The sequence below is a fragment of the Type-C symbiont of Plautia stali genome, from assembly GCF_059730935.1.
On the sequence record NZ_AP035923.1, the window covers coordinates 1,067,008 to 1,091,061 of the forward strand.

The 24,054-nt window shown below is 51.3% G+C and carries 23 protein-coding genes, 1 other RNA gene and 1 pseudogene; 12 read left to right on the top strand and 13 right to left on the bottom strand.

Going from position 1 to position 24,054, the window contains the following annotated elements:
• Positions 1-123 precede the first annotated feature (123 nt).
• A complete protein-coding gene (locus AC6I7J_RS04810) occupies positions 124-801 on the top strand; it encodes an SDR family oxidoreductase (RefSeq protein WP_498006918.1) in 678 nt (225 codons plus the stop codon).
• Between the two features lie 37 nt (positions 802-838).
• Here the strand turns inward: AC6I7J_RS04810 and AC6I7J_RS04815 are convergent, their stop codons facing one another.
• The 3 genes from AC6I7J_RS04815 to AC6I7J_RS04825 form a co-directional block, all read right to left on the bottom strand.
• Positions 839-1,495: an epoxyqueuosine reductase QueH gene (locus AC6I7J_RS04815; protein ID WP_031279356.1), complete on the bottom strand. Its 657-nt coding sequence runs from the start codon at positions 1,493-1,495 to the stop codon at positions 839-841.
• Positions 1,496-1,708: 213 nt separating this feature from the next.
• Positions 1,709-1,894, bottom strand: coding sequence for a YegP family protein (locus tag AC6I7J_RS04820; protein ID WP_127834464.1), 186 nt, complete (start codon positions 1,892-1,894; stop codon positions 1,709-1,711).
• 190 nt (positions 1,895-2,084) lie between these two features.
• Complete coding sequence (locus AC6I7J_RS04825) at positions 2,085-2,438, bottom strand: KPN_00521 family repetitive protein (RefSeq protein WP_021506488.1); 354 nt, start codon at positions 2,436-2,438, stop codon at positions 2,085-2,087.
• A 448-nt stretch (positions 2,439-2,886) separates the two neighbouring features.
• Here AC6I7J_RS04825 and AC6I7J_RS04830 point away from each other — a divergent pair, with 448 nt between their 5' ends.
• On the top strand, positions 2,887-3,276 hold the full coding sequence (locus AC6I7J_RS04830; RefSeq protein ID WP_498006919.1) for a hypothetical protein: 390 nt from the start codon (positions 2,887-2,889) through the stop codon (positions 3,274-3,276).
• Here the strand turns inward: AC6I7J_RS04830 and AC6I7J_RS04835 are convergent.
• The 3 genes from AC6I7J_RS04835 to AC6I7J_RS04845 form a co-directional block, all read right to left on the bottom strand.
• Positions 3,273-4,109, bottom strand: a complete 837-nt coding sequence (locus tag AC6I7J_RS04835) for a DUF4225 domain-containing protein (protein WP_498006920.1) — start codon at positions 4,107-4,109, stop codon at positions 3,273-3,275. The genes AC6I7J_RS04830 and AC6I7J_RS04835 overlap by 4 nt on opposite strands.
• A gap of 15 nt (positions 4,110-4,124) precedes the next feature.
• On the bottom strand, positions 4,125-4,586 hold the full coding sequence (locus AC6I7J_RS04840) for an Hcp family type VI secretion system effector (protein ID WP_413675828.1): 462 nt from the start codon (positions 4,584-4,586) through the stop codon (positions 4,125-4,127).
• A 587-nt stretch (positions 4,587-5,173) separates the two neighbouring features.
• Positions 5,174-6,085: an AraC family transcriptional regulator gene (locus tag AC6I7J_RS04845; RefSeq protein WP_150058806.1), complete on the bottom strand. Its 912-nt coding sequence runs from the start codon at positions 6,083-6,085 to the stop codon at positions 5,174-5,176.
• A gap of 230 nt (positions 6,086-6,315) precedes the next feature.
• Here AC6I7J_RS04845 and AC6I7J_RS04850 point away from each other — a divergent pair, with 230 nt between their 5' ends.
• The 7 genes from AC6I7J_RS04850 (at position 6,316) to AC6I7J_RS04880 (ending at position 15,927) form a co-directional block, all read left to right on the top strand.
• Positions 6,316-7,071, top strand: coding sequence for an SDR family NAD(P)-dependent oxidoreductase (locus AC6I7J_RS04850; protein ID WP_058758256.1), 756 nt, complete (start codon positions 6,316-6,318; stop codon positions 7,069-7,071).
• A gap of 68 nt (positions 7,072-7,139) precedes the next feature.
• Positions 7,140-7,568, top strand: a complete 429-nt coding sequence (locus AC6I7J_RS04855) for a tautomerase family protein (protein WP_459731716.1) — start codon at positions 7,140-7,142, stop codon at positions 7,566-7,568.
• Between the two features lie 280 nt (positions 7,569-7,848).
• The gene (locus tag AC6I7J_RS04860; protein WP_413675825.1) at positions 7,849-9,756 is read left to right on the top strand and encodes an ABC-three component system protein; all 1,908 of its coding nucleotides are present in this window, start codon (positions 7,849-7,851) and stop codon (positions 9,754-9,756) included.
• 1 nt (position 9,757) lies between these two features.
• Positions 9,758-10,357, top strand: a complete 600-nt coding sequence (locus AC6I7J_RS04865) for an ABC-three component system middle component 1 (protein WP_413675824.1) — start codon at positions 9,758-9,760, stop codon at positions 10,355-10,357.
• Positions 10,354-13,338, top strand: coding sequence for a hypothetical protein (locus AC6I7J_RS04870; RefSeq protein WP_413675823.1), 2,985 nt, complete (start codon positions 10,354-10,356; stop codon positions 13,336-13,338). Before AC6I7J_RS04865 ends, AC6I7J_RS04870 begins: the two co-directional genes overlap by 4 nt.
• Positions 13,339-13,427: 89 nt before the next feature.
• Positions 13,428-14,345 (top strand): hypothetical protein, encoded by a 918-nt coding sequence (locus AC6I7J_RS04875; protein WP_413675822.1) that lies wholly within the window; start codon positions 13,428-13,430, stop codon positions 14,343-14,345.
• Positions 14,346-14,565: 220 nt separating this feature from the next.
• Positions 14,566-15,927: an anti-phage deoxyguanosine triphosphatase gene (locus AC6I7J_RS04880; protein WP_498006921.1), complete on the top strand. Its 1,362-nt coding sequence runs from the start codon at positions 14,566-14,568 to the stop codon at positions 15,925-15,927.
• A gap of 232 nt (positions 15,928-16,159) precedes the next feature.
• Here AC6I7J_RS04880 and AC6I7J_RS04885 read toward each other — a convergent pair.
• The 3 genes and pseudogenes from AC6I7J_RS04885 to smpB all read right to left on the bottom strand — a co-directional run bounded on the left by AC6I7J_RS04885 (position 16,160) and on the right by smpB (position 18,371).
• Positions 16,160-17,259, bottom strand: a pseudogene (locus tag AC6I7J_RS04885) (IS3 family transposase).
• 221 nt (positions 17,260-17,480) lie between these two features.
• Positions 17,481-17,845: a transfer-messenger RNA gene (gene ssrA / locus AC6I7J_RS04890) on the bottom strand.
• 43 nt (positions 17,846-17,888) lie between these two features.
• Positions 17,889-18,371: an SsrA-binding protein SmpB gene (gene smpB / locus AC6I7J_RS04895; RefSeq protein ID WP_021506506.1), complete on the bottom strand. Its 483-nt coding sequence runs from the start codon at positions 18,369-18,371 to the stop codon at positions 17,889-17,891.
• A gap of 159 nt (positions 18,372-18,530) precedes the next feature.
• Between smpB and AC6I7J_RS04900 the strand changes: the two genes are divergently transcribed.
• Both AC6I7J_RS04900 and AC6I7J_RS04905 read left to right on the top strand, forming a co-directional pair.
• Positions 18,531-18,965, top strand: a complete 435-nt coding sequence (locus AC6I7J_RS04900; protein ID WP_021506507.1) for a type II toxin-antitoxin system RatA family toxin — start codon at positions 18,531-18,533, stop codon at positions 18,963-18,965.
• A complete protein-coding gene (locus tag AC6I7J_RS04905) occupies positions 18,958-19,248 on the top strand; it encodes an RnfH family protein (RefSeq protein WP_021506508.1) in 291 nt (96 codons plus the stop codon). The genes AC6I7J_RS04900 and AC6I7J_RS04905 overlap by 8 nt, the downstream gene beginning before the upstream one ends.
• 51 nt (positions 19,249-19,299) lie before the next feature.
• On the opposite strand, the gene bamE is transcribed toward AC6I7J_RS04905, so the two are convergent.
• The 3 genes from bamE to nadK form a co-directional block, all read right to left on the bottom strand.
• The gene (gene bamE / locus AC6I7J_RS04910; RefSeq protein ID WP_021506509.1) at positions 19,300-19,647 is read right to left on the bottom strand and encodes an outer membrane protein assembly factor BamE; all 348 of its coding nucleotides are present in this window, start codon (positions 19,645-19,647) and stop codon (positions 19,300-19,302) included.
• Between the two features lie 184 nt (positions 19,648-19,831).
• On the bottom strand, positions 19,832-21,493 hold the full coding sequence (gene recN, locus AC6I7J_RS04915) for a DNA repair protein RecN (protein ID WP_282954693.1): 1,662 nt from the start codon (positions 21,491-21,493) through the stop codon (positions 19,832-19,834).
• 85 nt (positions 21,494-21,578) lie between these two features.
• Complete coding sequence (nadK, locus tag AC6I7J_RS04920; RefSeq protein WP_498006922.1) at positions 21,579-22,457, bottom strand: NAD(+) kinase; 879 nt, start codon at positions 22,455-22,457, stop codon at positions 21,579-21,581.
• Positions 22,458-22,579: 122 nt separating this feature from the next.
• Here nadK and grpE point away from each other — a divergent pair, with 122 nt between their 5' ends.
• Positions 22,580-23,158 carry a nucleotide exchange factor GrpE gene (gene grpE / locus AC6I7J_RS04925; RefSeq protein WP_031279366.1) on the top strand — a complete coding sequence of 193 codons (579 nt, stop codon included), beginning with the start codon at positions 22,580-22,582 and terminating at the stop codon, positions 23,156-23,158.
• A 45-nt stretch (positions 23,159-23,203) separates the two neighbouring features.
• Here the strand turns inward: grpE and ung are convergent, their stop codons facing one another.
• The gene (gene ung, locus AC6I7J_RS04930) at positions 23,204-23,881 is read right to left on the bottom strand and encodes a uracil-DNA glycosylase (RefSeq protein ID WP_127834787.1); all 678 of its coding nucleotides are present in this window, start codon (positions 23,879-23,881) and stop codon (positions 23,204-23,206) included.
• Between the last annotated feature and the right edge of the window lie 173 nt (positions 23,882-24,054).

Genomic DNA, 24,054 nt, shown 5'->3' on the forward strand with positions numbered 1-24,054 from the left:
AAACGGTGTGCCACCTGCTGATAATTATGGTGGTCATCGTCGTGCTAACGTTAGTGTTCCGGTAAGGACAACAGGGCAGGGTATCCTGCCCTTTTTCGTGGCACACCAACCAGCGAGAGACAGATGAGCCAACAACAGCGAGCATTGATTATTGGGGCGTCAAAAGGCATTGGCCTGGCCGTGGTGCAGCAACTGCTGCAGGCGGGCTGGCAGGTGACCGCCACCTACCGTTCCACGGCGGTTTCGTTTCAGCATCCGCAGCTGCAATGGCTGGCGCTGGATATCACCGATGGCGCGCAGCGTGACGCGCTGGTCCGGCAGCTCGGCGACGCACCCTTTGATTGCATCCTGATTAACGCCGGTATTCTTGGTCCGCACGCATCGCAGCTGCGCGACGTGGACGATGCGCAGCTCAGCGAGCTGTTCTTTACCAATGCGGTGGCGCCGGTGCGCCTGGCGGAGAGCCTGCTGCCGCTGCTGCGCGATAAACAGAGCGTGCTGGGCCTGACCACGTCGCGTCTCGCCAGCCTCAACGAGAACCGTGACGCGGCGATGCCGCTCTACTCAGCCAGCAAAGCGGCGCTGAATATGCTGAGCCGCGCGCTGGCGACGCAGATGCACCAGCAGGGCAGCACGCTGCTGTCACTGCATCCGGGCTGGGTAAAAACGGACATGGGCGGAGAGGGCGCGGATATCAGCGTCACCGAGAGTGCGCAGGGCATGGTCACGCAGCTGCAGCAGTTTAGCGGGCGTGGCGGCCATCATTACGTGGATTACCGCGGCCAGCTGCTGAACTGGTAATGATTAACCTGCTGGTTAGCGCCAGCAGGTTTTTTTCTTACTCATCCGGCGAATAGTACTGCACGCCGATTTCGATACGTTCGCGACCGCTCGCCACGCGGTGGCGGTTGGTATCGCGCAGCGAATAGATGCAGCCGCAATACTCCTGCTGATAGAAGCGCTCGCGCTTGCTGATCTCAATCATGCGCGACGAACCGCCACCTTTACGCCAGTTAAACTCCCAGTAAAGCATATCCGGATAGCGTGCCGCCGCGCGCACGCCGCAGTCGTTGATTTGCTGCATATTCTTCCAGCGCGAAATGCCGAGTGAACTGGTGATCACCGGGAAACCGTGTTCATGCGCGTACAGCGCGGTGCGTTCGAAGCGCATGTCGAAACACATGGTGCAGCGCACGCCGCGCTCCGGCTCCCACTCCATGCCACGCGCGCGCTCGAACCAGTTGTCTTTGTCGTAATCGGCATCAACAAAAGGCACGCCAAACTGCTCGGCAAAGCGGATGTTCTCCTCTTTGCGCAGCTCGTACTCTTTCAGCGGATGGATGTTCGGGTTGTAGAAGAAAATGGTGTAATCGATGCCGGAGGCCAGCATCGCCTCCATCACTTCTCCCGAGCAGGGAGCGCAGCAGGAGTGCAGCAGCACTTTATTGTGGCCATTCGGCAAGGGCAGCGGCTGGCGTTGAAATGTATCGGACATAAAGTTAATTAATGGTTAAGGGCGATGCGGCAAGTGTAGGGGCAAAGGCCGGCCGATGCAAAGCGCCGGTGGCGTTTCGGGGAGGGGGCTGTGGTACTGCGTGGCACCCGCTCGCCGGAGATGCTTAGCGGCGCGATTGATCGCGTAATACATTGCGCCGCTTGCAGGGTCAATGACCCACCTTCGCGCATCACTGCGCAGTCATGCGCGAGGTCAGGTCTCATCGTGAATGGTGGTCGACGCACCATTCTGCTGCACCGAGCGGATGCCGTTTTCCGCCGCCTGTTTAGAGCTGTACATCTCGCTGGTGGCGATGGTTTCGCCGTTGCTGGCTTTAAGCACAAACCAGTATTTCTGCGACGATGCTGTATCACTTTTTCTCAGTACGTAATATCCCATGTGCTTTCTCCTTGTGCTGGCACCCGATGGCCGGTTCGCTTACTATTCGCGCAGCCTGCTTATTAATCAATCACTGATTAGGAATTTGCCCGAATCCAGGAGCGGGATCGCAGCGTTTTGTATCAATCCGGTTGCTGGCAGGCACAAAAAAGGCCGCATCGCGGCCTTTTGGGAAAAATAGTTAGCGCTATTACTCAGAGACTTTCTTCTTCAGATCGCTGGCACCTTCTTTGGTTTTGTTCCATCCTTTCTGCGCGCCTTCTTTGGTGGCGTCCCAACCTTTTTCAGTGCCTTCTTTGGTGCTGTTCCAGGCTTTCTGTGAGTTTTCGCTCGCTTTGCTGGTCAGGCTATCGCTTTTACCTTCGGCAGCATGTTTAGCTTTGAGCTGCTGCTCTTCACCCTGATGCTGCGCCTGATGCAGTTTCTCTTTCGCCGTATTGGCGCCCGCTTTGGCGTCAGCGACGGTTTCATCGGTTGCGTGTGTGGCGGCAAACGCCGTAGAAGTCAGAAGAATGGCGGATAACGCAATAATCGTCTTTTTCATAATATATTCCCTCATTAAGCATCATAAGTGTTATGAGCGTAGTTAAGAGTGGCACAGAGCGCAACGCAGGGCATTAGGAATAAACTGTAAGTGAATCGTACCGTTTCTGTGGGCGTTTCTGGCATAAATGCGCAGCCGTGTGCCGTAGGAGCCATGCATGCGTAATGCTGGCGCAACGCAGAGGATAAGTAAACGATGAGTTCTAAGTGCCATAGTCGGCTAGAGAAAAGGCGGGGCAGCAGCGCAAGCCTAAAAGTCGTGCGATTTTTTGTGCAGGTACTGGAGTAAGACGTAAAAGACAGCTCGAATCTCGCCATAGCCGATCAGGCATGACTTTGATTGAGATTACCGAAGCCCTGAGCAGTGAGTTGATTTACTTTGGGGCTTCCAATTAAGCAGGCAAGATCATTATAATGTCTATATGAGTCAGGTCAGGGACGCTGGAATTATGAATGGAAAAACCCAAAAAAAGTTGAAAAAAATTGAATCAAAAATACGGGGTGATGATTTCAATAAGTCTGAGTTGCTCAGTTTTAGAGCTGGTTACAAAGAGATAAATTCGCTTTTTACAAAGCAAATCACCTCGGATATTAACCTGCGTTCAGTCATCGCGATATTATCCAATGATGTGTCTTCAGTTATCGTTATTTATCTCTATATGCTGATCTTTTTTACGGCGGCTTTTTGTTTTGTCGGTGAAACAGAAGGGGGTGGTTATTTTTTTAGTGCGATAGTTATTTCAGCCGTTGTGCATTTTATTTATACGGCCAGGAAAAATAAATTAGGTCTCTTCACCCAAATGAAGCTGGTGAATCTGTATATTAGAAGTTTTTTTTAAAAATCTTGCTTATATCCACCTAATGGGAATTCCATAACGCCTTTCCGAACAGTATCTGCCGCAAAAAAAAGCTTCATTGGTGTTTTTTTAGTGTTCCATTTCATAACATAGTCTTTTTCTACGGCCCTGAATAATGCACCTGTGCCGGGTTTTTCAAAAAGGCCCTTTTTGACTAACCTATTGTTGTTTTGCTGAAGTATTGGTGATCGTATTGCTGCATATACATTGAGAGAGAAATCAACCATACTATAAGCTAGATCTCCTGAATCTTTGTTTAAGCCAGAAAGTATAGCTGCTTTACGATATATTTTTCTGATAATACCTGCATGTGCTTGTTCATAAATCAGAGGGGATGCTGATTCAAAAACATTGTTTGCACCGTGAGCCATCAAGAGAATGCCTGCGCCTTGAAATCTGCGGACATGAAATCGGGTACCAGCTAAAAGAAGGCTGCCACCGGCAACTGTCTGAGCTGTTCCGGACGCTATACCTAATGCTATTTTTCCATATTTAATGATCCCATGCTCTTCGAACACATCTGTAAGAATGTAGGTGACGTAGTTTTTCATTCTTAAAATCTGATATTCACGCTTCGTTAAATCAACTTCTTTTTTCAAATCATCCAGTATAACGCCTTGACGGAAGGGGTTGCGCTCTTCTCTGGCGAAGTCATTTTTGTATTCCCGGACGATTTGCTCAATATCGTACAGGTATTCTGTTCTGATAAGTCCATCACTGATAAAGAATGCCGCCGCGCGATTGGCAGTTACTAGCAATTCTGTACAGTTTTTATTGAACTCATCAACCATGCCATAGATTATGGATGTAGACATCCGCATTTCCCCTTATCAGAAGAAGGACTGTGAATTTTTTATGTCCCACCCCATGCGGGATTCTGCGGCTTTAATACCGGAGGCAGACTGCTCCCAATATTGAAACTTAACCTTGTCTGCCTGAAACTCATACTCGACATCAGTGGACATGCCCATATCCCGAAGTAGCACTTCGGAAATTATTACCCCTTCAAGTGTCACCCGATAGTACTCAACCTGTTCTCCTCCAGCCTTACAGGCAGAAAGTTCTACCTTCCTGATTTTATTACCATTAGATGCATATAGCAGTGCTGGGGCAGTGGTTTTATCAACCTGGCAGTGCACAGTGAGATTATGGTAATTTGTTTTACCGGGCCCGACACCTTCACCATTTCTACGCACTCCCCATGAGTATGAGTTGGCATCCGTCCAGCCTTGGTGAGATGAATCCTGTGACTCTCCATTTATACCATCTATTTTTAGAAATATGCTATTCACCTAAACGTTCCCTGTATTGATAGACCTTAAAAATCGGACGCGGCTTTGCCAGCTTCCGACTCACCGAATGGTCTATGATTGTAGCGCACAACGATATAGAGAGTAAAAGCGAATTTTTGTTAGAATGTGGTGTGGTGAAGAAGTTAGTAGAGTATCTAAGAGGATATAGTTATCAAAGTACAAGGCTATATCGAAACTTCATCAGCCCTGTTATAGGTGGTACCTACTAAAAAATCACTTTATGAGATTTATATCTCCGCTTTCTTGCAATCGTCATGAACCGACTATAATAGATTGGCTACATGCCAAACTCTTTAGATAAACATAACTGTGCTAACTTAGTGTCGAAGCCCGAGGGACTTTACGTTTTATTTCTTATCGTGGCGACATGGATATGAACGACGAACTGGTTCGAACGATAAAATTTTAATTGCTGAGTATTAAAACCAATACTATCAACTGCTCGAAAGTACCTGAATGATGCGTGGTGATTCAGTTAACTTTTCCGTTGCTAGTGGTCTATAACTGACCAGTTGACTCCGTCATCTGCCGGAATATACGTCCCGGCAGCGACAGACTCGAATAATTTATTGCCTCATAGGCTCACCGGACAGGACTGAACGCTCGAGTGCGCGGGTTTCCCGAATATTTCGGGCTGGCGGTGAACCAAACAGCCGTGAATATTCACGGGTAAACTGCGTCACGCTCTCATATCCCACCGCATTAGCGGCAATACCGATGGCTGTCCCCTCCGTCAGCATCAGTCTCCGCGCTTCAAGCAGGCGCAGCTGTTTCTGGAATTGCAGCGGGGTGAGCGTGGTGACATGGCGGAAATGCGTATGAAATACCGAGAGGCTCATACCGGCGGCGTCAGCAAGGGTTTTCATGCGCAGCGGTTGTGCATAATTGGCCCGAATGATCGCGACTGCCCGCGCAATCCGCCGGGCATGGCTGTCAGTGCTGCCGAGGGCGCGCAGCGCGCTGCCGTGCCGTCCTGACAGTAGCCAGTAATGTAACTCCCGCACCAACTGGCTGCCCAGCACGGCGAGCGCGCGCGGTCTGCTGAGCATGTTCAGCAGGCGCAAAGCGGCTTCTGCCACATCTTCTTCGATCTGATCAATGCTTACGGGCAAATCCGTGGCAGCCTCCAGCCCGACCATGTTTGCCATCAGTTCACTAATCACCGCCGCATCCAGTTCCACGACCAGAGAATAATAAGGGGTGTCGGCACTGGCGCTGATAACCTGACTCACGGTTGGCACGTCCATGGTGATCAGTAAGGATTCCCCCGCGCCAAAATCAAAACGATCGCTGCCCATGGTCACGCGTTTACTGCCTTGCAGCACCATTGCGATCAACGGTTTAGTGATGGCGAATTGCAACGCGGTAGGCGCGGTCTCGCGCAGAATGAACACCCCATCAACTGGCGTTGCGGCAACCCCCGCTCCGTTGTGGTGTTCATCAGCGTAATGTCGTGCCGCCTGCAGCAAAGCCGCCATCCTCCCGGCAGAGTTGAATTCATCGTCCCGTGCAGTGCGTTCCTCATACGAGTGATCACGCTTTTTCATATTATCAGGCAATAAAATAAAAATTTATGGTGCAGTTATTCTAGTAAATACGGCATCAAATAAAAATATAAAAATAATCAGGCAATAATTAAAAATTATTGGGCAACCCTGGAAGTTTGTCGATTGTTAGAATCACTCTCCCATTATTGAGGAGATATTTCATGACAACCCTTTCTCTTGTAACTGGCGCCAGCCGGGGTCTTGGCCGTAATACCGCACTGAGCATTGCCCGCCATGGTGGTGATGTCATCGTGACTTATCGTACTGGTAAAGAGGCGGCGGATGCCGTGGTGAATGAAATCCAGGCGCTTGGCCGTAAGGCAGTTGCGCTGCAACTGGACACCAGCAACGTATCTTCCTTCCCGGGTTTCGTCGCCGCCGTGCGCAATATCCTGAAAGGTGACTGGGGACGCGAAACGTTCGACCATCTGATCAACAACGCCGGGCATGGGGAAATGGCCGACTTCACCGCAACCACGGAAGAGCAGTTCGACGCGTTATTTAATGTACACGTCAAAGGGGTGTTTTTTCTGACGCAGTCGCTGCTGCCGCTGCTGGTCGATGGCGGACGCATCGTCAACTTCTCTTCGGGGCTGACCCGCGTATCGTTCCCAGGTTTCTCGGCCTACTCGGCTGCCAAGGGCGCCGTTGAAATACTCTCCGTGTATATGGCGAAAGAACTGGGCAGCCGCGGCATCACCGTGAATACCGTGGCTCCGGGAGCGATTGAGACCGACTTCCTTGGTGGCGCGGTGCGTGACATCCCCGATTACAACCAGGCATTTGCCGGCATGACCGCGCTGGGTCGCGTGGGCCTGCCTGATGACATCGGTCCGATGATTGCCAGCCTGCTGGGACCGGACAACCGCTGGGTCACCGGTCAGCGTATTGAAGTTTCTGGTGGGCAGTCAATTTAGTTGCCCGATGATGGATTCCGCCCGGTGCGGAATCCATCCTGTTCCCCTGATGCAATAAGAGGTATTTGATGCCTAAAATGATCATTCATGCGCCAGCAGGCACCTTTGATGCGGCTGAGCGTCAACAGGTTGCCAGAGATCTGACGCAGTTGGGACTCGATTGCGAGGCGCTGCCAGACTCCCCTCTGGTTCGTAGTACGGTATGGATCTACTTTGCCGAATACTCTTCTGATGCCGTTTTTATGGGAGATAAACCCGCATGGTTGCCGGTTGTGTCCCTTCAGATATATGTCATCAAAGGTGGCCTGGATGAGGAAGCAAAGAAGAAGTTGATTGAGGGAGCAACCGCAATTCTGGACCGTCGTCCGTCAGGCACTTTGGTCGCTCCTGTCTATGTGGTGATACAGGAAATTGAAGAAGCCAACTGGGGCATATTTGGTCAGCAGGCCGATCTGGCAGCGCTTCGCGCCAGCGATGACAATGCTCCGGCGATTTGAAGGAAATGTTTTTGATTGGGGGGGCCGGGAAACCTCAGGGAATGACATGAAGGTTATAGTGAGTGTGGTGTGAACTCCCCGCTAAATTATTGGGCACCGTCTGAATTTGCAGAGGGTTGGAGAAGAGAGTATTCAGAGAGTTATGGGGCCTAAACGACTAACTGACGTTTATATCTGATACTGGTGCAGGCCAAAATCAGGCTCACTGTAAAATCATTGCCAATTCAGTTAGCATATCTGATATTTTCGTAGGGAAGAAAATGCAATAAGGATAATCTGAATGCTCAAAAGGTTCCGGTTAGAGCGGAAGTCTGATTATGAGAAGCTGGTGATTGCTCAACGTCTGGCAGATATGCTTGAAAATTTCTTGATCGGCAGGCTTACTCCTCTCGCAATCGGTGCCGAGCAGGGAAGCATTGAGGAGTGGGATGATGTGGTGATTATGTACACAACAGACCACTACGAGCATTTACAGATTAAACGGCAGTCAACTGACTTTTGTACTAAAAATCCTGATCAGACTAAACAGCCCAAAAGGAAACCCAGAAACGGCTCATCAGACACCGAACCAACGCCCTCTGTTCTAGACACTGCATTCTCGAGCCTAGCCCGCAACGCTGCATCGGGTAAACTTGACGAAACGCCAGACCGTAAGTTCAAACTTATTCTCGTCGGTCTACACCTTCTTATAAAAAACAATCTCTCCGTTAATCACCTGGAAGAACTTTGTGAACTTTGCCGTCGCCCAGGCCTGAGTCTGGAGGAGCTTGCCAGCAGACAGGATATTCCAACTCAGAATGCGTACTTATGGCTAACGACCTGGTGTGGATTCACAGATTGGGCCCAGATTAGAGACGTGCTTCGCCGGGTTTATATCGTTTGTGTAGGCAATGATGCGGCACTAAAAGAACGAACGCTTCATTCTCTTGGACGTAACTTTAGCAATCCGGAGCGCACACTGGAACGTCTGATTAACTATATTGCTACTGAGACAACTGACGTTTCGGCTATAAGATGCCATGACGTTGTTAAAGCATTACGAAGCGAACTTCGGCCTGATACAGAAACTTGGGCTCAATATCAGTTAAGTGACGGTTTTTCAGCGGCTAGCGGTCCTTGGTCATTGGCTGGTACGCTTGACCTTGCCAATCCGACAATCAGTTCAGCAAGGGCTATTGTCGAACACATGTGGGGGAGCCATTCTGCCCCCGGCAAACTCAGAGTGTATGCCGCATACTCCCGCCCTCCCGGAGTGAATCTTTCCCTTCCTTCAGCGATTGTGCGAATGGCTTTGCACCTGCCAAATGGTATTCAGGTCCTAATGTTAGGCGAGTCCATATGGAGAAACAGCGTTGCCGAGGAAATCGGTTACACGCTTGGGGGGACCGAAGATGATTTCAGCGGCCTGCCATGGATTGAGAATACAGAACGTCTGACGTGCGCGCAGGCTCATGAATTCAATACATTAAGCACCGTTAGAGGAGAGGCGGAAGCACTAGCTAAAGCCATGGACGATGTGCTATGGCAGCGCCTGCTTCAGCGTGTGGCTAATAAGCTCGGCTCAATCTTCGATCCAACACTCGCCGATGCTATGGACGAAGTTTGGAATGCATGGCTGGTCGGATTCACGGCTAACCCTGAAAGCCGCCGCAGATTTCTGGACAGACTTCTGTATCCGAAAACGGAAAACAAGAATGAAAAACATGCACTTCGCTTAGGACCTCGAACGTTAAGCCTGCTCGTTGATGCAGTGGAAATTTTGTTGCTGGTAGCTGTGGGTTTTTCAACTGGCAACAATAACTGGGAATCCTTTGAGGATGGCGGGGCTGTAATGAGCATTGCTCTTCAATACTGGTCTGGCCCAGCTAGCGGTCGAACTGGGGTCCGTGAGTTGTCTGATGATCCGTTAATCGACGTGATCGGTCCTGACCCTGATCCTATCGTCATCCTGTCTGGCGTGCGGGCACCATCATCAATGTTATTAAATGCAGGAATGGCTGACGACGCTGAGACAGCGACTAGCATGGCGGCAGAGCGTCAGCCACATCTGCTCGTGACCCGATCTGAAATGTATCGCCATTTGAGTAGGGGGACGCTTGAGTCCGTACGCAAATACTTCGGCCAGCAAAGGATAGAAAGGCAACGCGCGCGTGAAGCGGCAATTGATAAGACGACAAAGGGATCCTGACATGCCGACAATTCAAGAACTCATTACTGCGATAACTCAGCGCGCTGAAGGTCGCTATGAAGTTCATGTACCAGATATGAACGACATGGTTTCACCCTCCATTGATTTCGGCACGGCTGCAGTACGGCTCAAACGTCTCAAACTAGTCAAAGCCGGTTGGAGGACTGTGTTGATTACAGAGTGTCCATGTGGTGCGGAATATATCCAGAGCGCCTTCCGATGGGCCGCGGATGTCCGAGACATGCTCGCAGAGCCGCAAACGGTAGATCTTTATATGTTTATGCTCATCAAAGGTATTGAATCTGAAGATGCATCCCGCTTCGAAACAGACGATCGTTTCTGCAGGAAGGTAGTGCTCAGAGAGGGGGAAAATATCGACTCCTTCCTTGACCGGAGCTTTCTGGCGTCGTTAACACCCGCGAGTGTGGGGAATGAAATCAACGATCCGCTGCTGGCATCCCTGAGCTCGTTGTGTCAGGTGCACTCTTGGGTTAAACCTCATATTGAACAATGGCGTGAGCTGCTGCTCTCTGAAAAAACAGGCGATGAAGTAGTTCAATCCCTGAAAACTGTGACGTTTGGAGACAAGGGCCGCCAATGAAACAGCTCAAATCTATTACCCTCTCCAATATCCGCCGTTATGGTGCCAACACCAAAATCGAACTCAGCCCGGGAGCAACAATTCTTCTTGCCCCAAATGGCACAGGGAAAACCGCGTTCTTCGAAGCGATTGAATTTAGCCTAACAGGTGGTATCTCGAGACTGGGGGCAAATCTTTCACCCATCATCAGGGACAATCAGTCCTTGGCTAAAGTTATTCTGGATTTCGGTGATGTAAGCGCCTCTGCCCAGGTAACTCCCCAAGGAAATGTAGAAAGGGCGGGTGATCTCAGCCCCATTTTCCCGGAAACGAACGCGGAAGATATCCCTTTTTTACTGAGACTGACCCATTTATTGGATCAGCGCGAGGGAGAATGGCTTGTCAAAGCAGAGGCCAAAATTGCGGGCTCGCAGCTGGAACGTTTGCCAATCGGTAAGGACGGATCCCAGGTCAGCACGGCTCTGGGCAGTATTCGCCGAGTCCTGAATGATAAGCTTAAGCATGCAAAGGAGGCAGTTGAGCTTCTCGAAACAGAATATGCGGAATGGCAAAGCCTAGTGCTTGAACGGGATATGGCCGCAACCCAATCTCAGGGCGGTCTGCGCAGTAAAGAAAGCATCGCAGAATCCATCTCGAACATCGCGAAGCAAACTCAGGGCTCAGAGGCATTACCTGCAGGACTATTGGTGCCGCCAGTGGGAGTGGATAGCCTGGAAACCATGCGCGATGCGTTAGAGCAAACAGTACAAGTCAGTCTGAAAAGACTCAGGGAGCAAATTGAAGGGCTTGTGGAGGTGGATGGACTGATTGGCCGTTTCATTGCTGAGCAGACGCGATCAGAACAGCTTGGTCATGAACTTATAGCGGCCAGACAGGCTTTAACGCAAAAACAGCAGGAACGAGCACTTATCGTCGGGACACAAGAGCGACTTCAGCGTGAGTTGCTGCAGGCAGAAGGCGAACGGGATTTAATTATCCAGCAGCTTAACCGGCTTGACCGGGAGGCGCAAACCAAAGAGGCCCTTAAACAACGCAAGCAGGCCTTGGAAGTGGCTGATAAAGCGTTAAGCGATGCCGAATCTCTAGCCTCAACCTTCCGGAATATACATGAAGGGAGTGAACGGCTCAGTGCCGAGCATGAACTCATCAATAAACAGCGTAAGGCACTGCAGATCATTGATACTGAGCTTTTGGCAGCTCGACAGCTCATCAGGCGCTGGGAGGATAACCTTCAGCACCTTATCTCCATTACCTCAGCCATTACACAGGAAGAATCACAAGAAAAATTACTGCAGGAGCGAGTTGGGCAAGCAACTGTATTAAAGACCAACGCTGAAGCAGAGCTACTGACGTTGAAGCAGGCTCACGAAACGTTAACGTCAACGGCTGATACCATAAGGCAATCCGTTGCATCCATTGCGGCATATTTGCCTAAAGATCGAGGGGACTGTCCTGTCTGTGGCGTAGATCACGGTGCTGCAAACCTCCATGAAAGAATTACCAAATCATTGGAGGCTATCGATCCGAAAGTTGTCGAGGCTGAACGACGCGTTAAGATTGCATTGGATCAGTTACGCCAGCACGCGGAGGGAGTTACTCATGCCAAAGCTGAACTAGATACGTGCCAGCGTAACATGACTGAGTTGAGCTCCCGACAATCTCTTTTAACATCCGAAATCAACCAAATCAAAACGGACATACTTTTAGAAGGTGATACGATTGAATTAGCAAAAGCAGCTATTCAGCGTCGTGACGAGTCAAATGCTTCAGCCAAGCTTCAGCTCGACGAAAAACAGCATAACCTTGCATCTCCTCCTACACCTGAAATGCTTGAAGCGTCAAAAGCAACTCACCAATCGGCGATCCATTCTGTGGATACGGCCCGGGAGGCTCGAGCGGGGGCCCTGGCAAGCCTTGAGCAATCAACAGCCGCATTAGCAGCAATCATTGCAGATGCGCGTCCCTTGAGGACACTGGATGAATTGTCGGCGGCGCAAAGCAAAAATATAGCCCAGCTCAGTGAACTTGAAACGAAAGCTGCGGCAGAGCAATCTGCTTTAAACCGACAACAAATTCAGTTAACCGAAACTAATGACCGACTAACTGGCGTCGAAGAACAGTTTACTGACGCCCAGGCTAAGCTGGCAGCTCTCCGCTTCTCATGGCGACAGCTGTCTTTCTCCGGCGATCCCGCGGTCGACGTGGCGAAGAGTAAAGAGACTCAATTACAATCATCTGTTGCCGAGCTATCACGCCAAACAGAACAGTTACAAACGCTCAAAGTCGAAATTGGAGCCTGGTTTAAGCTGGAGCAGAAACGTATAGCGCAAGGCATCATAGATCGTCGTCGTGGCTCCTTATCAGAGGAAGAGTTTGTTGCCAGCCTGCGGCAGCGCATTGAAAACGAAAATTCGAGCCGAATGCAGTTGTTGCAATTATCTCAAGCAATGGAGACGCTCAATACCAAACTGTCTGCCGAAATATCGAATGTGCAAAAACATGTACTGTCCGTCATTCCAAGATGGCAGTCGCTCCTGAAGCGCGTCGTCAGAGAGCAGCGTTTTACGGGTACCAAACTAGGTTTTCGCAGTATTTACAAAAAGGGGCATGCTGAAGTGTCCGTGCCTTTACATGGAGGAGTTGCTCCGGTCCCGGCGATTGCAAGCGAAGCTCAGTTGACAGATCTGCAGTTGACATTTCTGCTTTCAATGGCGCTTGAACATCAGTGGTCCTCATGGCGCGGCCTACTGCTGGACGATCCTACGCAGCATCATGATCTAGTCCACGCCGCGTCCGTATTCGACTTGCTGCGTGATTACATCGTTGACCATGGTTTTCAGGTTGTCATCGCAACGCATGATGCCCTTCAGGCGCGTTATTTCATGCGCAAACTGCAAAATGATGGCATTGATGCACGTTTGTGGTCACTCGTTCCAACACCTGAAGGGGTGACGGCATCTGAGATGCGGATAACAAGGTAACCTATATAGCGCTGGGCCAGGTGATAAAGCCGGGCTGTTAGGCTCTCAACCTGTGAAAACTCGAGGGCTGTTCATTTTCGGAGGAAAGGATGGAATCTGCTCGTGACAAACGCACCGGAGAAAAAGTGGATGCTGAAGAGCTCTGGTTGTTGGATATCGTTGATACCAGTGGTTATGTCTGCTGGGGATGCGGAATCGAAATGTATCCTTCCGCCTGGCAAAAAGGCAGTAAGAAAAGACCGTCGTTTAATAAAATGCCAGGAAAAGAACACATTAACTGCGATGCTGATGCTGAGAGCACTGTTGTTAAGCAGGGCCAGAAGAAAAGTGTCCGCCATCTCTTGGACAGTGCACCGGGCTTGATGCCAGCAGGGTTAAAGTTGGTTGAAAAACGTCCAGTTGTTGATCCTGACGCAACGGGTGGTGAAAACAATTCGAGCACAACACGTTCTGCATCATCAACATCCAGGAAAGACAATGCACCAACACGGCAATCGCGTCGTCCGGTTAATGCTATTCGTCAGATTTGTAGAGCGTTTATTCGCTTCCCGTATGATCGAGGTATGTCACTTCATATACCGGATATTGATGCCGATACTTACATGACTGTCTTTAAAAAACTTAAAGATCCGATTCAGCCCTATCCGGAACTGCGAGTTTTCTACTCACAGTTGTTGTGGCAGAAATTTGAGCAAGATGAGAATCGGATTGTCATTCCGCTTTCGGGAGAATGGGTTAAAGATGAATCTGGAAAGCTCAAGCCTTCTCGAAGTTACAAACTCCATGTGGAATGGAGCGGCTGGTCCCAAGCTAAACGCACAGCACTTAGAAACGAGTTGGAGGCCGCCCTGGAAGAAGCGAAGGATGCGGGGAAGAAAAAGCTAAAAGACAGGGCTCAGATTTTCTTCATCGGTAAGCAAAGTACTGAGGACCATGAGGTCTTCTACGTAGCCGATTACAGGCTGATTTGTGCAATCATTGGGCATATCACTTATCCGAGAATTTAAAGTAAAATCAGATTGTTGAGTTGTAACCCTCTAACAGGTTGAGAACCGAAACATACATCTTTAATAAAATTTGCCCTAGTTAATTTGGAACTTCCATCAGTCGAGAGAAATAAAGGATTGAATCTTCCGGTTCACTTTATTTTAAACGGCACAAACCCAGTTGGGTGACAAAGTTATGTCAGAACACTGTACTGCACAAAGCAAAAACATAAGGAGAAATATGACTCAGAGTAAAATAAACACCTGGGATGAGAGACGAGGCTCCAATAATCCTCGAGAGGAAGAGATCCGATCTGAAGCTCAGCGCGACCTTTCCCGGTTGATTCACTCTTCTCCTTTCCGACGTTTGCAATCCAAAACGCAAGTTCTTGGTCTGGGAGAAAGTGACTTCTACCGCACACGACTGACCCACTCAATGGAAGTCGCGCAAATCGGTTCAGGTCTTCTTGCTAAGCTTAAAATCAAATATAAAGGTAAAGAGGAAGAGCAGTATTTACCAGATAACGATCTGATGCAGGCAATATGCCTCGCGCATGATATTGGCCATCCCCCATTTGGTCACGGCGGTGAGGTAGCTCTTAACTACTGCATGCTGAATCATGGTGGCTTTGAAGGAAATGGTCAGACGCTGCGCATTCTCTCGAAACTAGATAAGTACACTCAGGAACACGGCTTAGATCCTACCCGCAGACTACTGCTGGGCGTGCTGAAATATCCGGTTAATTACTCAGCTCTCTTGAGTAAAAAAGCCAGTAGTCAGCCCCCTGCCAAAGAGCCGAACTGGCTCTTTAAGTCATCGGATTTTAAACCTCCAAAATGCTACTTAGATTCAGAGAGAGACATCGTAGAATTTGCTCTCTCACCATTTACTAAAGAGGATCGGAAGCTGTTTACTTCCTTTAAACTTGGTAAAACCGAATCCGATCATAAAATAGCTTCTTATAAAGCGCTCGATACTACCATCATGGATCTTGCCGATGAAATTTCCTATTCACTGCACGACTTGGAAGACGCTATTTCTCTCGGAATGGTGACACGAGCGATGTGGATGGAGCATTTTAGTGGACATGAAAGATTATTTACTGATTGCCACGGCATTACATTCTCCGGAACATGCAAATCTGTCTCGGACAGCCTATTTGGTGAAAGTTACAGGAGAAAAGAGTGCATCGGCATGCTGGTTCACCTGATGATCACAAGCGTTGAGCTCAATGTAAAAGATGGAGCATTCGAATGTGGCATGCTCAAATATAATGCGGTCCTTCCGGAAGCAGTCGAAGCACTACGGTTGAAAATTTTCATGCTGGTCAAGGACAAAGTGATTAAGCATGAAAATGTACAGTTACTTGAATTCAAGGGACAAAAATTGATTGTCGAGCTGTTCAGTGTGCTTGCTAGCGATCCGTGTCGGTTTTTACCTACCTCAACAAGAGAAGTTTACGAGCGCCAGAGTAGCTTAGGTCAGCAGGAAGGAATGCGAGTCATTTGCGACTATGTTTCCGGGATGACGGATGACTATGCGACCAAGCTTTATGAGAAAATCCTTATTCCACGTAAAGGGTCTATTTTTGACCACCTCTGATGTGCCAAGAATGATGCCTTGAACTCAATTTAAGTATTAACTGCAGCCAAGGCATCTGTCAGGGGTATGTCCAAAGCGCCCCCATTCGCAATTTGTTCGTACGGCATCAGCAAACGCCCTCATCTGGCCGTTATTAGCCCTTTTGCTTGGAATGTAATGCAGCGCTGAATGTGGGGGACCCTGACCCCGAATATGCTCCATGCATAATCAGGAATAACCGGCTTCAGGTTGGTCACTTATTCTGGCAACCGGCAGATTTTTCGGCGAATTCGGACGGGGTCATCCAGCCCAGTGCAGAATGGGGACGACCCTGGTTATAGTGCATGCGCCAGGTCCCGATTTTGCACCGGGCATCCTCCATGGACATAAACCCGTCTTCGTTCAGACACTCCTGACGCAGCCTGCCGTTGAATGATTCCACCGTGGCATTATCTGTGGGCGTGCCTGGCCGTGAAAAGTCAATCCGGATATCACGTTCGTATACCCACCTGTCCAGCACTTTTCGCGCAAATTCAGAGCCATTATCTGTTTTCAGTAGCTGCGGTAACGGGCATCTCAACGCGATGATGTCCAGCATCTCTGCCACTTCTGAAGATCGCAGGCTCTGGCCCACGCAGATCCCCGGACATTCGCGCGTACTGAGATCGATTACCGTCAGCAGGCGAAGCCGGCGACCTTCAAACAGCGCATCGGAGACAAAATCCATCCCCCATACGTGACCGGGATACAGCCCCTGCGGCTGGGATTGACGTTTCAGCGCAGATTTATTGCGGCGGGGGCGTTTCAGCCGCAGCGATAATCCCTGCTCGCGGTAAAGCCGGTAAATGCGCTTGTGATTATCGCGCCAGCCTTTCCGTTTCAGCATAACGTGCACCCTGCGGTAGCCATAGTGGACGCGGGTTTAGGTTATCTCCCTGATGCGCAGTCTCAGCGCGCTGTCGTCTGCCGCAACGGAGCGGTAGCGGAACGAACTGCGGCTGATCTTCAGCGCAAAGCAAACCTGTCTTTCACTGGCACCGTAGCGGGTCTGTAAGTCCCTGACCCACTCGCGCAGGCGTGCCAGCGTCAGCTCTTTTTTGCCAGCACGTCCTGCAGCATGGCTTTTTCGGAACTCAGATCGGCAACCAGCTTCTTCAGGCGAAGGTTTTCCTCTTAAGGCTGCCGCATATGTTTCAGTTCTGAAGGAGAAATCCCGCCGTACTTTTTGCGCCAAGTGTAGAACGTGGCATCAGGAATGCCCGGCTTGCGACAGACTTCCGGTACGGGCGTACCCGGTTCAGCCTGCTTCAGGGCAAAGACAATCTGCTCTTCGGTGAATCGTGACTTTTTCATCGGCACAACCTCCGCTCAGGGGAGTGAATATCATGCCGGAATTCTGTTTCTGAATGGAGCAGGATTTCGGGGCAGGGTCAGCGCCTAAAAGGTTTGGATTTAATTAGTTGGCATCAGACTTCGCGGGACAAATTGAGGGCACAAAAAAGCCCGCAGGGCTTGCGCCGTGCGGGCTCTTAGGACTTCATCGGATGACTCTGGTAATCACCGATGGAGAATTTTGGTGGAGCTGGCGGGAGTTGAACCCGCGTCCGAAATTCCTACATCCTCGGTACTACATGCTTAGTCTGGTCTTTACATTCGCTTGCCAGCTGCGGACAGACACGCCACTAACAAACTAGCCTGAATAGTTTTAACGCTTCAACCCCAGGCAGGGCATCCACGCGATCTCTTTTAGGTTTGACCTCTCTTGATCCCCGTCCTAAGAGCGGAGGCTAGGGAGAGAGGGCTCTAAGCAGGTTATTAAGCTGCTAAAGCGTAGTTTTCGTCGTTTGCGACTATTTTTTTGCGGTTTTTTAGCGAGGCCTACCGCACCTCGGCATGCACCTTGGGTTTCGCGAATCCCGTCGAATCCAGAATCAGCCCCAAGACTTCTTACTCTAGCAAAAAATTATAAAAGATTCCAGTGGTTAACGGCTGGCATTCTTCATAATTCGTGCTTTGTCCATCTTCCACTCGCGATCTTTAATGTCCGCGCGCTTGTCGTGTTCTTTCTTACCGCGTGCCACCCCAATCTTCAGCTTGGCCCAGGCGTTTTTCCAGTACAGCGACAGCGCGACCACGGTGTAACCTTCGCGGTTAACACGGCCGTACAGGGAATCCAGTTCACGCTGGTTCAACAGCAGCTTGCGGTTGCGCGTGGGATCGCACACCACGTGGCTTGATGCCACCGCCAGCGGCTGAAAAGTGGAACCGAATAGATAGGCTTCGCCATCGCGCAGCAAAATATAGCTGTCGCTGATGTTGGCTTTACCGGCGCGCAGTGATTTGACTTCCCATCCTTGCAACGCCATGCCGGCCTCGAACTCTTCTTCAATGAAGTATTCATGGCGAGCGCGTTTGTTGAGGGCAATTGTGGCTGAACCGGGTTTGTGAGCTTTTTTCTTTGTCATAGTGCGGCGTAGTCTACATCACTCAGTCTGTGGGCGCATCCCCTGTCCTGCGGGGCGGTAAAAAACACACTATTTTAGCACAGCTGGTAAAGGCGTGAATTTTTGTTTGGTAGCTTAAAATGGTATAATTCAACGGTTTTGTGACCAACAGGAACCATTATGGCCCAGATTAGCCGTTCAGCGCTGGTCCCGTATAGCGCTGAGCAGATGTACCGGCTCGTGAATGATGTGGATGCTTATCCTGAATTTCTTCCGGGCTGTACCGGCAGCCGCGTGCTGGATAACAGCGGTAACCAGATGACCGCCGCGGTGGATGTTTCTAAAGCCGGCATCAGTAAAACTTTTACCACGCGTAACACCCTGACCGATAACCAGAGCATTCATATGCAGCTGGTCGACGGGCCGTTCCGCAAGCTGACCGGCGGCTGGAAATTTATCTCGCTCGGCGACGATGCCTGCAAGGTTGAGCTCAGCCTCGACTTTGAATTCACCAATATGCTGGTCGAGATGGCGTTTGGACGCATCTTCAAAGAGCTGGCCAACAGCATGGTGCAGGCGTTTACCCAGCGCGCCAAAGAGGTTTACCGTGGCTGACATCAGCGTTGAAGTGGTGTACGCGCTGCCGGATAAGCAGTATCTGCGTGAGGTTAGCCTGGAAGAGGGCGCGACGGTTGAGCAGGCGATTCAGGCATCCGGACTGCTGACGCTGCGCAAAGATATCGACCTGAGCAGCAACAAGGTCGGCATTTTCAGCCGTCCGGTCAAGCTGAGCGATACGCTGCAGGATGGCGATCGGGTAGAGATTTATCGCCCGCTGATTGCCGATCCAAAAGAGATGCGGCGCCAGCGGGCAGAGCGCGCGGCAACCAAAAAGTAAGTTTACAGGCATTAAAAAAGGCGCTCAGGCGCCTTTTTTGTTGCGGCTCACTCAGTCTTCAGTGCCGGTGAGGCGCGGTTTGTTATCGATGTTCGTCAGCGTACCGTTGCTGTCGAACGTCAGCGTCAGCGTCTGCTGCTTCACGCTTTCATGACCTGGCTCCTGACGGAACACGTAATACCAGACGTTGCTGCCAAACGGGTCGTGCATCATCGGCGTACCGAGCGTGTAGGCAACCTGCTGCTGCGTCATGCCGGTGTGAATCTTCGAAACGTCGTTGGCGACCAGGTAATTCCCCTGATTGATATCCGGACGATACACAACGCGCTCAAGGGTGGAACATCCGGCGGTCATCATCAACATTACCACTGCCGCGGCAGTCAGCGTTTTACAGCGCATCTATACATTCCTTTTCTGGGGCCAAACGCCTTTCATCAGGCAGTTTTGTTGCCATCAAATTCTGAACTCTGCATACGGCAGGCTTTATTATGGCGATATGACTGCCGATGATAATAAACCTTTGAGCTATTGGAAACCTCTACAGAGCAAGCATATGACCACCAGGCCGCAAAAAAGTGCGGTGTCAGGCTGCTAAAAGTTCTTTTGCGTTCGCCAGCGTGTTGCGTGTGACTTCGCTGCCGCCAAGCAGGCGCGCCAGTTCCTGCAGACGTGCACGCTTATCCAGCTGCTGCATGTGGGTTTCGGTCATCGCACCGTCGGTTTCTTTGCTGACAAAGAAGTGCTGATGCCCACAGCCCGCCACCTGCGGCAGGTGAGTTACGCACATCACCTGAGTCGATTCGCCCAGCTGGCGCAGCATCTGGCCAACGACAGCGGCCGTCGGGCCGCTGATACCGACGTCAACCTCATCGAAAATCATCGCCGGAGTTTCCATTTTCTGGGCGGTGATCACCTGAATCGCCAGCGCAATACGTGACAGTTCACCCCCCGAGGCCACTTTACCCAGCGGCTGCAGCGGCTGGCCCGGGTTGGTGGTGACACGGAAATCAATACGGCTGGCACCTTCGGCCGTCAGCTGATCGGCATTGAATTCCAGCATGATGGCAAACTCACCGTGTGGCATGGCGAGGGTGCGCATGCTTTGCGTGATCAGCTGGCTCAGCTCCTGCGCCGAGGTGACGCGTTGCTGATGCAGGGCTTCGGCACAGGCCAGCGCGGCCTGATGATGAGCCACGACGTCGCTCTGCAGGCTTTCCTGATCGCTCTCCTGCTGCGACAGCTGTTCCGCTTCATCCAGCAGTTGCTGATACAGCACCGGCAGCGCTTCCGGTGAAACATGGTGCTTACGCGCCAGCGCAATCTGCCGCGACAGACGCTGCTCCAGCTCGTACAGGCGATTAGGATCGAGGTCGAGCCGTTCACAGTAGTGGCGCAGCTCATCGCTGGCTTCACTCAGCTGAATCGCGGCTTCTTCCAGCAGGTTAAATACGCCGCTGACTTTATCATCCAGCGAGACCAGCTCACTCAGCATATTACGCGCGCTGTAGAGCAGGCTTTGCAGGTTGGTGTCATCGCTGTCGGCAAGAATTTGCAGCGCCTGCTGGCTGGTGGACAGCAGCTGACCGCTGTTCGCCAGGCGCTTGTACTCTTCATCAATCTGCTCAAACTCGCCTGGCTGCGGCGCAAACTCATTGAGTTCTTTCAGCTGATACTGCAGCAGTTCGCGACGGGCTTCACGCTCCTGCGACAGCTGCTGATGCTGTGCCAGCGCGCGGCAGCTGTGGTGCCAGCGCTGATAGTGCTGGCGCATCTCCGCCAGCCGATCGTCGTGCGCGGCGTAGGCATCCAGCAGGTGTTTCTGGTGATCGGTTTTGAGGAGCAGCTGATGCGCATGCTGACCGTGGATTTGAATCAGTAACTGACCGAGTTCGCGCAACTGCGATAGCGGAACAGAGGTGCCGTTGATAAAGCCCCGTGAGCGGCCATCGGCACTGATCACGCGGCGCAACAAACATTCGTTGCCGTCGTCAAGCTGGTTCTCCGCCAGCCAGCGCTGGGCAGAGGGTGACGCTTTCAGCTGGAAGCGCGCGCAGATATCCGCGCGGCTGGCCCCCTGACGCACCATGTCTGCTTCAGCACGGCCGCCAAGGCACAGGCCCAGCGCATCAATCGCGATGGATTTCCCTGCGCCGGTTTCGCCGGTGATCGCTGTCATACCACGATGAAAGTCGATCTCCAGTTCACGAACGATTGCAAAATTACTGATGGTCAGTTGTGCCAGCATACAATCACCTGTATGTAAAAACAGATATGGTTTTTCATACAGTATAAACTGGTTTTTTATCCAGTAAAGTAGCCGGCGAGCCTTTTCAGAATAATTTTTTTGACCATCCGAGTTTTGAACTTAATGTATTAAAATAATTATAATTTTTTGGATGAATTAAATTGAGGTGATTGGCGCTGCGGCGAATCAGCACATCTTCCCCTTCCTGAATCGGCAGAGCGATCTGGCTGTCGCAGCTGATCTCCAGGTCGCTGCGCAGCGAGGAAAAACGCAGGCGAATGGTGCTGCTACTGTTGATCACCAGCGGACGCGCCGACAGCGTGTGCGGGAACATTGGCACCAGCACAATCGCATCGAGCGACGGCGTTAATATCGGCCCGCCCGCCGAAAGCGAATAGGCGGTTGAACCGGTTGGCGTGGAGATAATCAGCCCGTCCGAGCGCTGGGAAAAGGCGAACACTTCGTCGATATAGACTTCAAATTCAATCATGTGCGCCACTTTGCCCGGATGCAGCACCACTTCATTGATGGCGCTGCCGATGCGCGGCGAACACTCTTCTTTGCATACCTGCGCTTCCAGCAAAAAGCGGCTTTCCACGAAATAATCGCCCTGCAGCACGTCATCCAGCTGCTGCTGCGCGTTATCCGGATCGAGGTCCGTGAGGAAGCCGAGATTGCCGCGGTTGATGCCAATCACCTTGATGTCGTAACGAGCCAGCACGCGCGCGGCGCCCAGCATGTTGCCATCGCCGCCGACCACCACCGCCAGATCGGCGTACTGGCCGATGTCCGCCAGGCTGCCGGTACGCACATCCTGCAAATTAAGCTCGCGGGCGATTTGCTGTTCCACGATCACGTCATAGCCTTTATCAGTCAGCCAGCGCCAGAGCATTTCATGGGTGGTTAACGCAGTGGGATGGCGCGGATGGCCGACGATCCCAATGCAGTTAAAGTGTTTGTTCATTTAGCGGGTGTTCCTCATAAGCCAAAACGGCCAGGCAATGTGATGGGTTCACTTGAAACCGTCAAACTGATCCCCATAATAAGCCAACCAGCGAGATGAATGTGCAAAACGCGGAGAAATTCATGAGTAGTAAAGAACAGAACACCCCAAACGAGCAAGTCTCAGACGAAATTCAACAGGAACAACAGCAGCCGGAAGCGGAGACAGCAACTGAGGTGGATCCGCGTGATGAGCGTATCGCCCAGCTGGAAGCGGAATTAGCGCAGGCGCAGGGTGGCGTGCGTGACGCCCAGCTGCGCGCGCAGGCTGAGATTGAAAATATCCGTCGCCGCGCCGAAATGGACGTGGAAAAAGCGCACAAGTTTGCGCTGGAAAAGTTTGCCAACGAACTGCTGCCGGTGATTGATAGCCTGGAGCGCGCGCTGGAAGTGGCGGATAAAGAGAATACCGAGCTGGCTTCGATGATTGAAGGCATCGAGCTGACGCTGAAATCACTGCTGGGTGCGGTGCGCAAGTTCGGCGTGGAAGTGGTGGGCGAAACTAATGTGCCGTTCAACCCGGACGTGCATCAGGCGATGTCGATGATGGAGTCTGAAGAAGTGGCGCCAAACCACGTGCTGATGGTGATGCAGCGCGGTTACACCCTCAACGGTCGCCTGCTGCGTCCGGCGATGGTTGCGGTATCAAAAGCCAAAGGCTAAGCCGCTCCCGTGTAACAACGGCCGCTGATGCGGCCGTTTGTGTTTTCAGGGCAGCACCGGCGTCCAGTCAATGGGCGTCTGGCCGGCCTGGCTCAGCAGCGCATTGGCTTTGGAAAAATGCTGACAGCCAAAAAAGCCGCGATGCGCCGAAAGCGGCGAAGGATGCGGTGCTTTTAATACGTGATGACGCTGCGCATCAATGATGCTGCCTTTCTTCTGCGCGTGCGATCCCCACAGCAGGAAAATCACCCCTTCGCGATGGGAGTTGATGGCGCTGATCACGTTATCGGTAAAGGTTTCCCAGCCGAAACGCGCGTGCGAATGCGCTTTGCCAGCTTCCACGGTTAACACCGTATTCAGCAGCAGCACACCCTGTTTCGCCCAGCTTTCAAGAAAGCCGTGCTGCGGACGCTGAAAGCCAGGAATGTCCTGTTCCAGCTCTTTGTACATATTCAGCAGCGACGGCGGAATGGCCACACCCGGCAGGACCGAGAACGCCAGGCCATGCGCCTGATTCGGGCCGTGGTACGGATCCTGGCCGAGGATCACCACTTTAATATCGCCCAGTTCGGTGAGACGGAACGCGTTGAACACGTCCTTTTGCGGCGGATAGACCGTCACGCCCGCCGCACGCTCTTCGGCTACCGCTTTCAGCGTTTCCACGAAGTAAGGTTTTTCTTTCTCTTCAGCCAGCACATCGTGCCAGGTCAGCTTCTCAGCCATCATTGACTCCCTGCAAATTGATGCCTTTAGCTTAGCGTGTCCGGCGGGGCAGCAGAAGGGTAAAAATAAGTTGAACAATTACAGAAAAAGTTAATGATAAAAATTATTATAAATCAATTTATTAGAGTGGGGGCAAAAATTCTGGCCGGACGAAATTGATACAGGTCAAAACG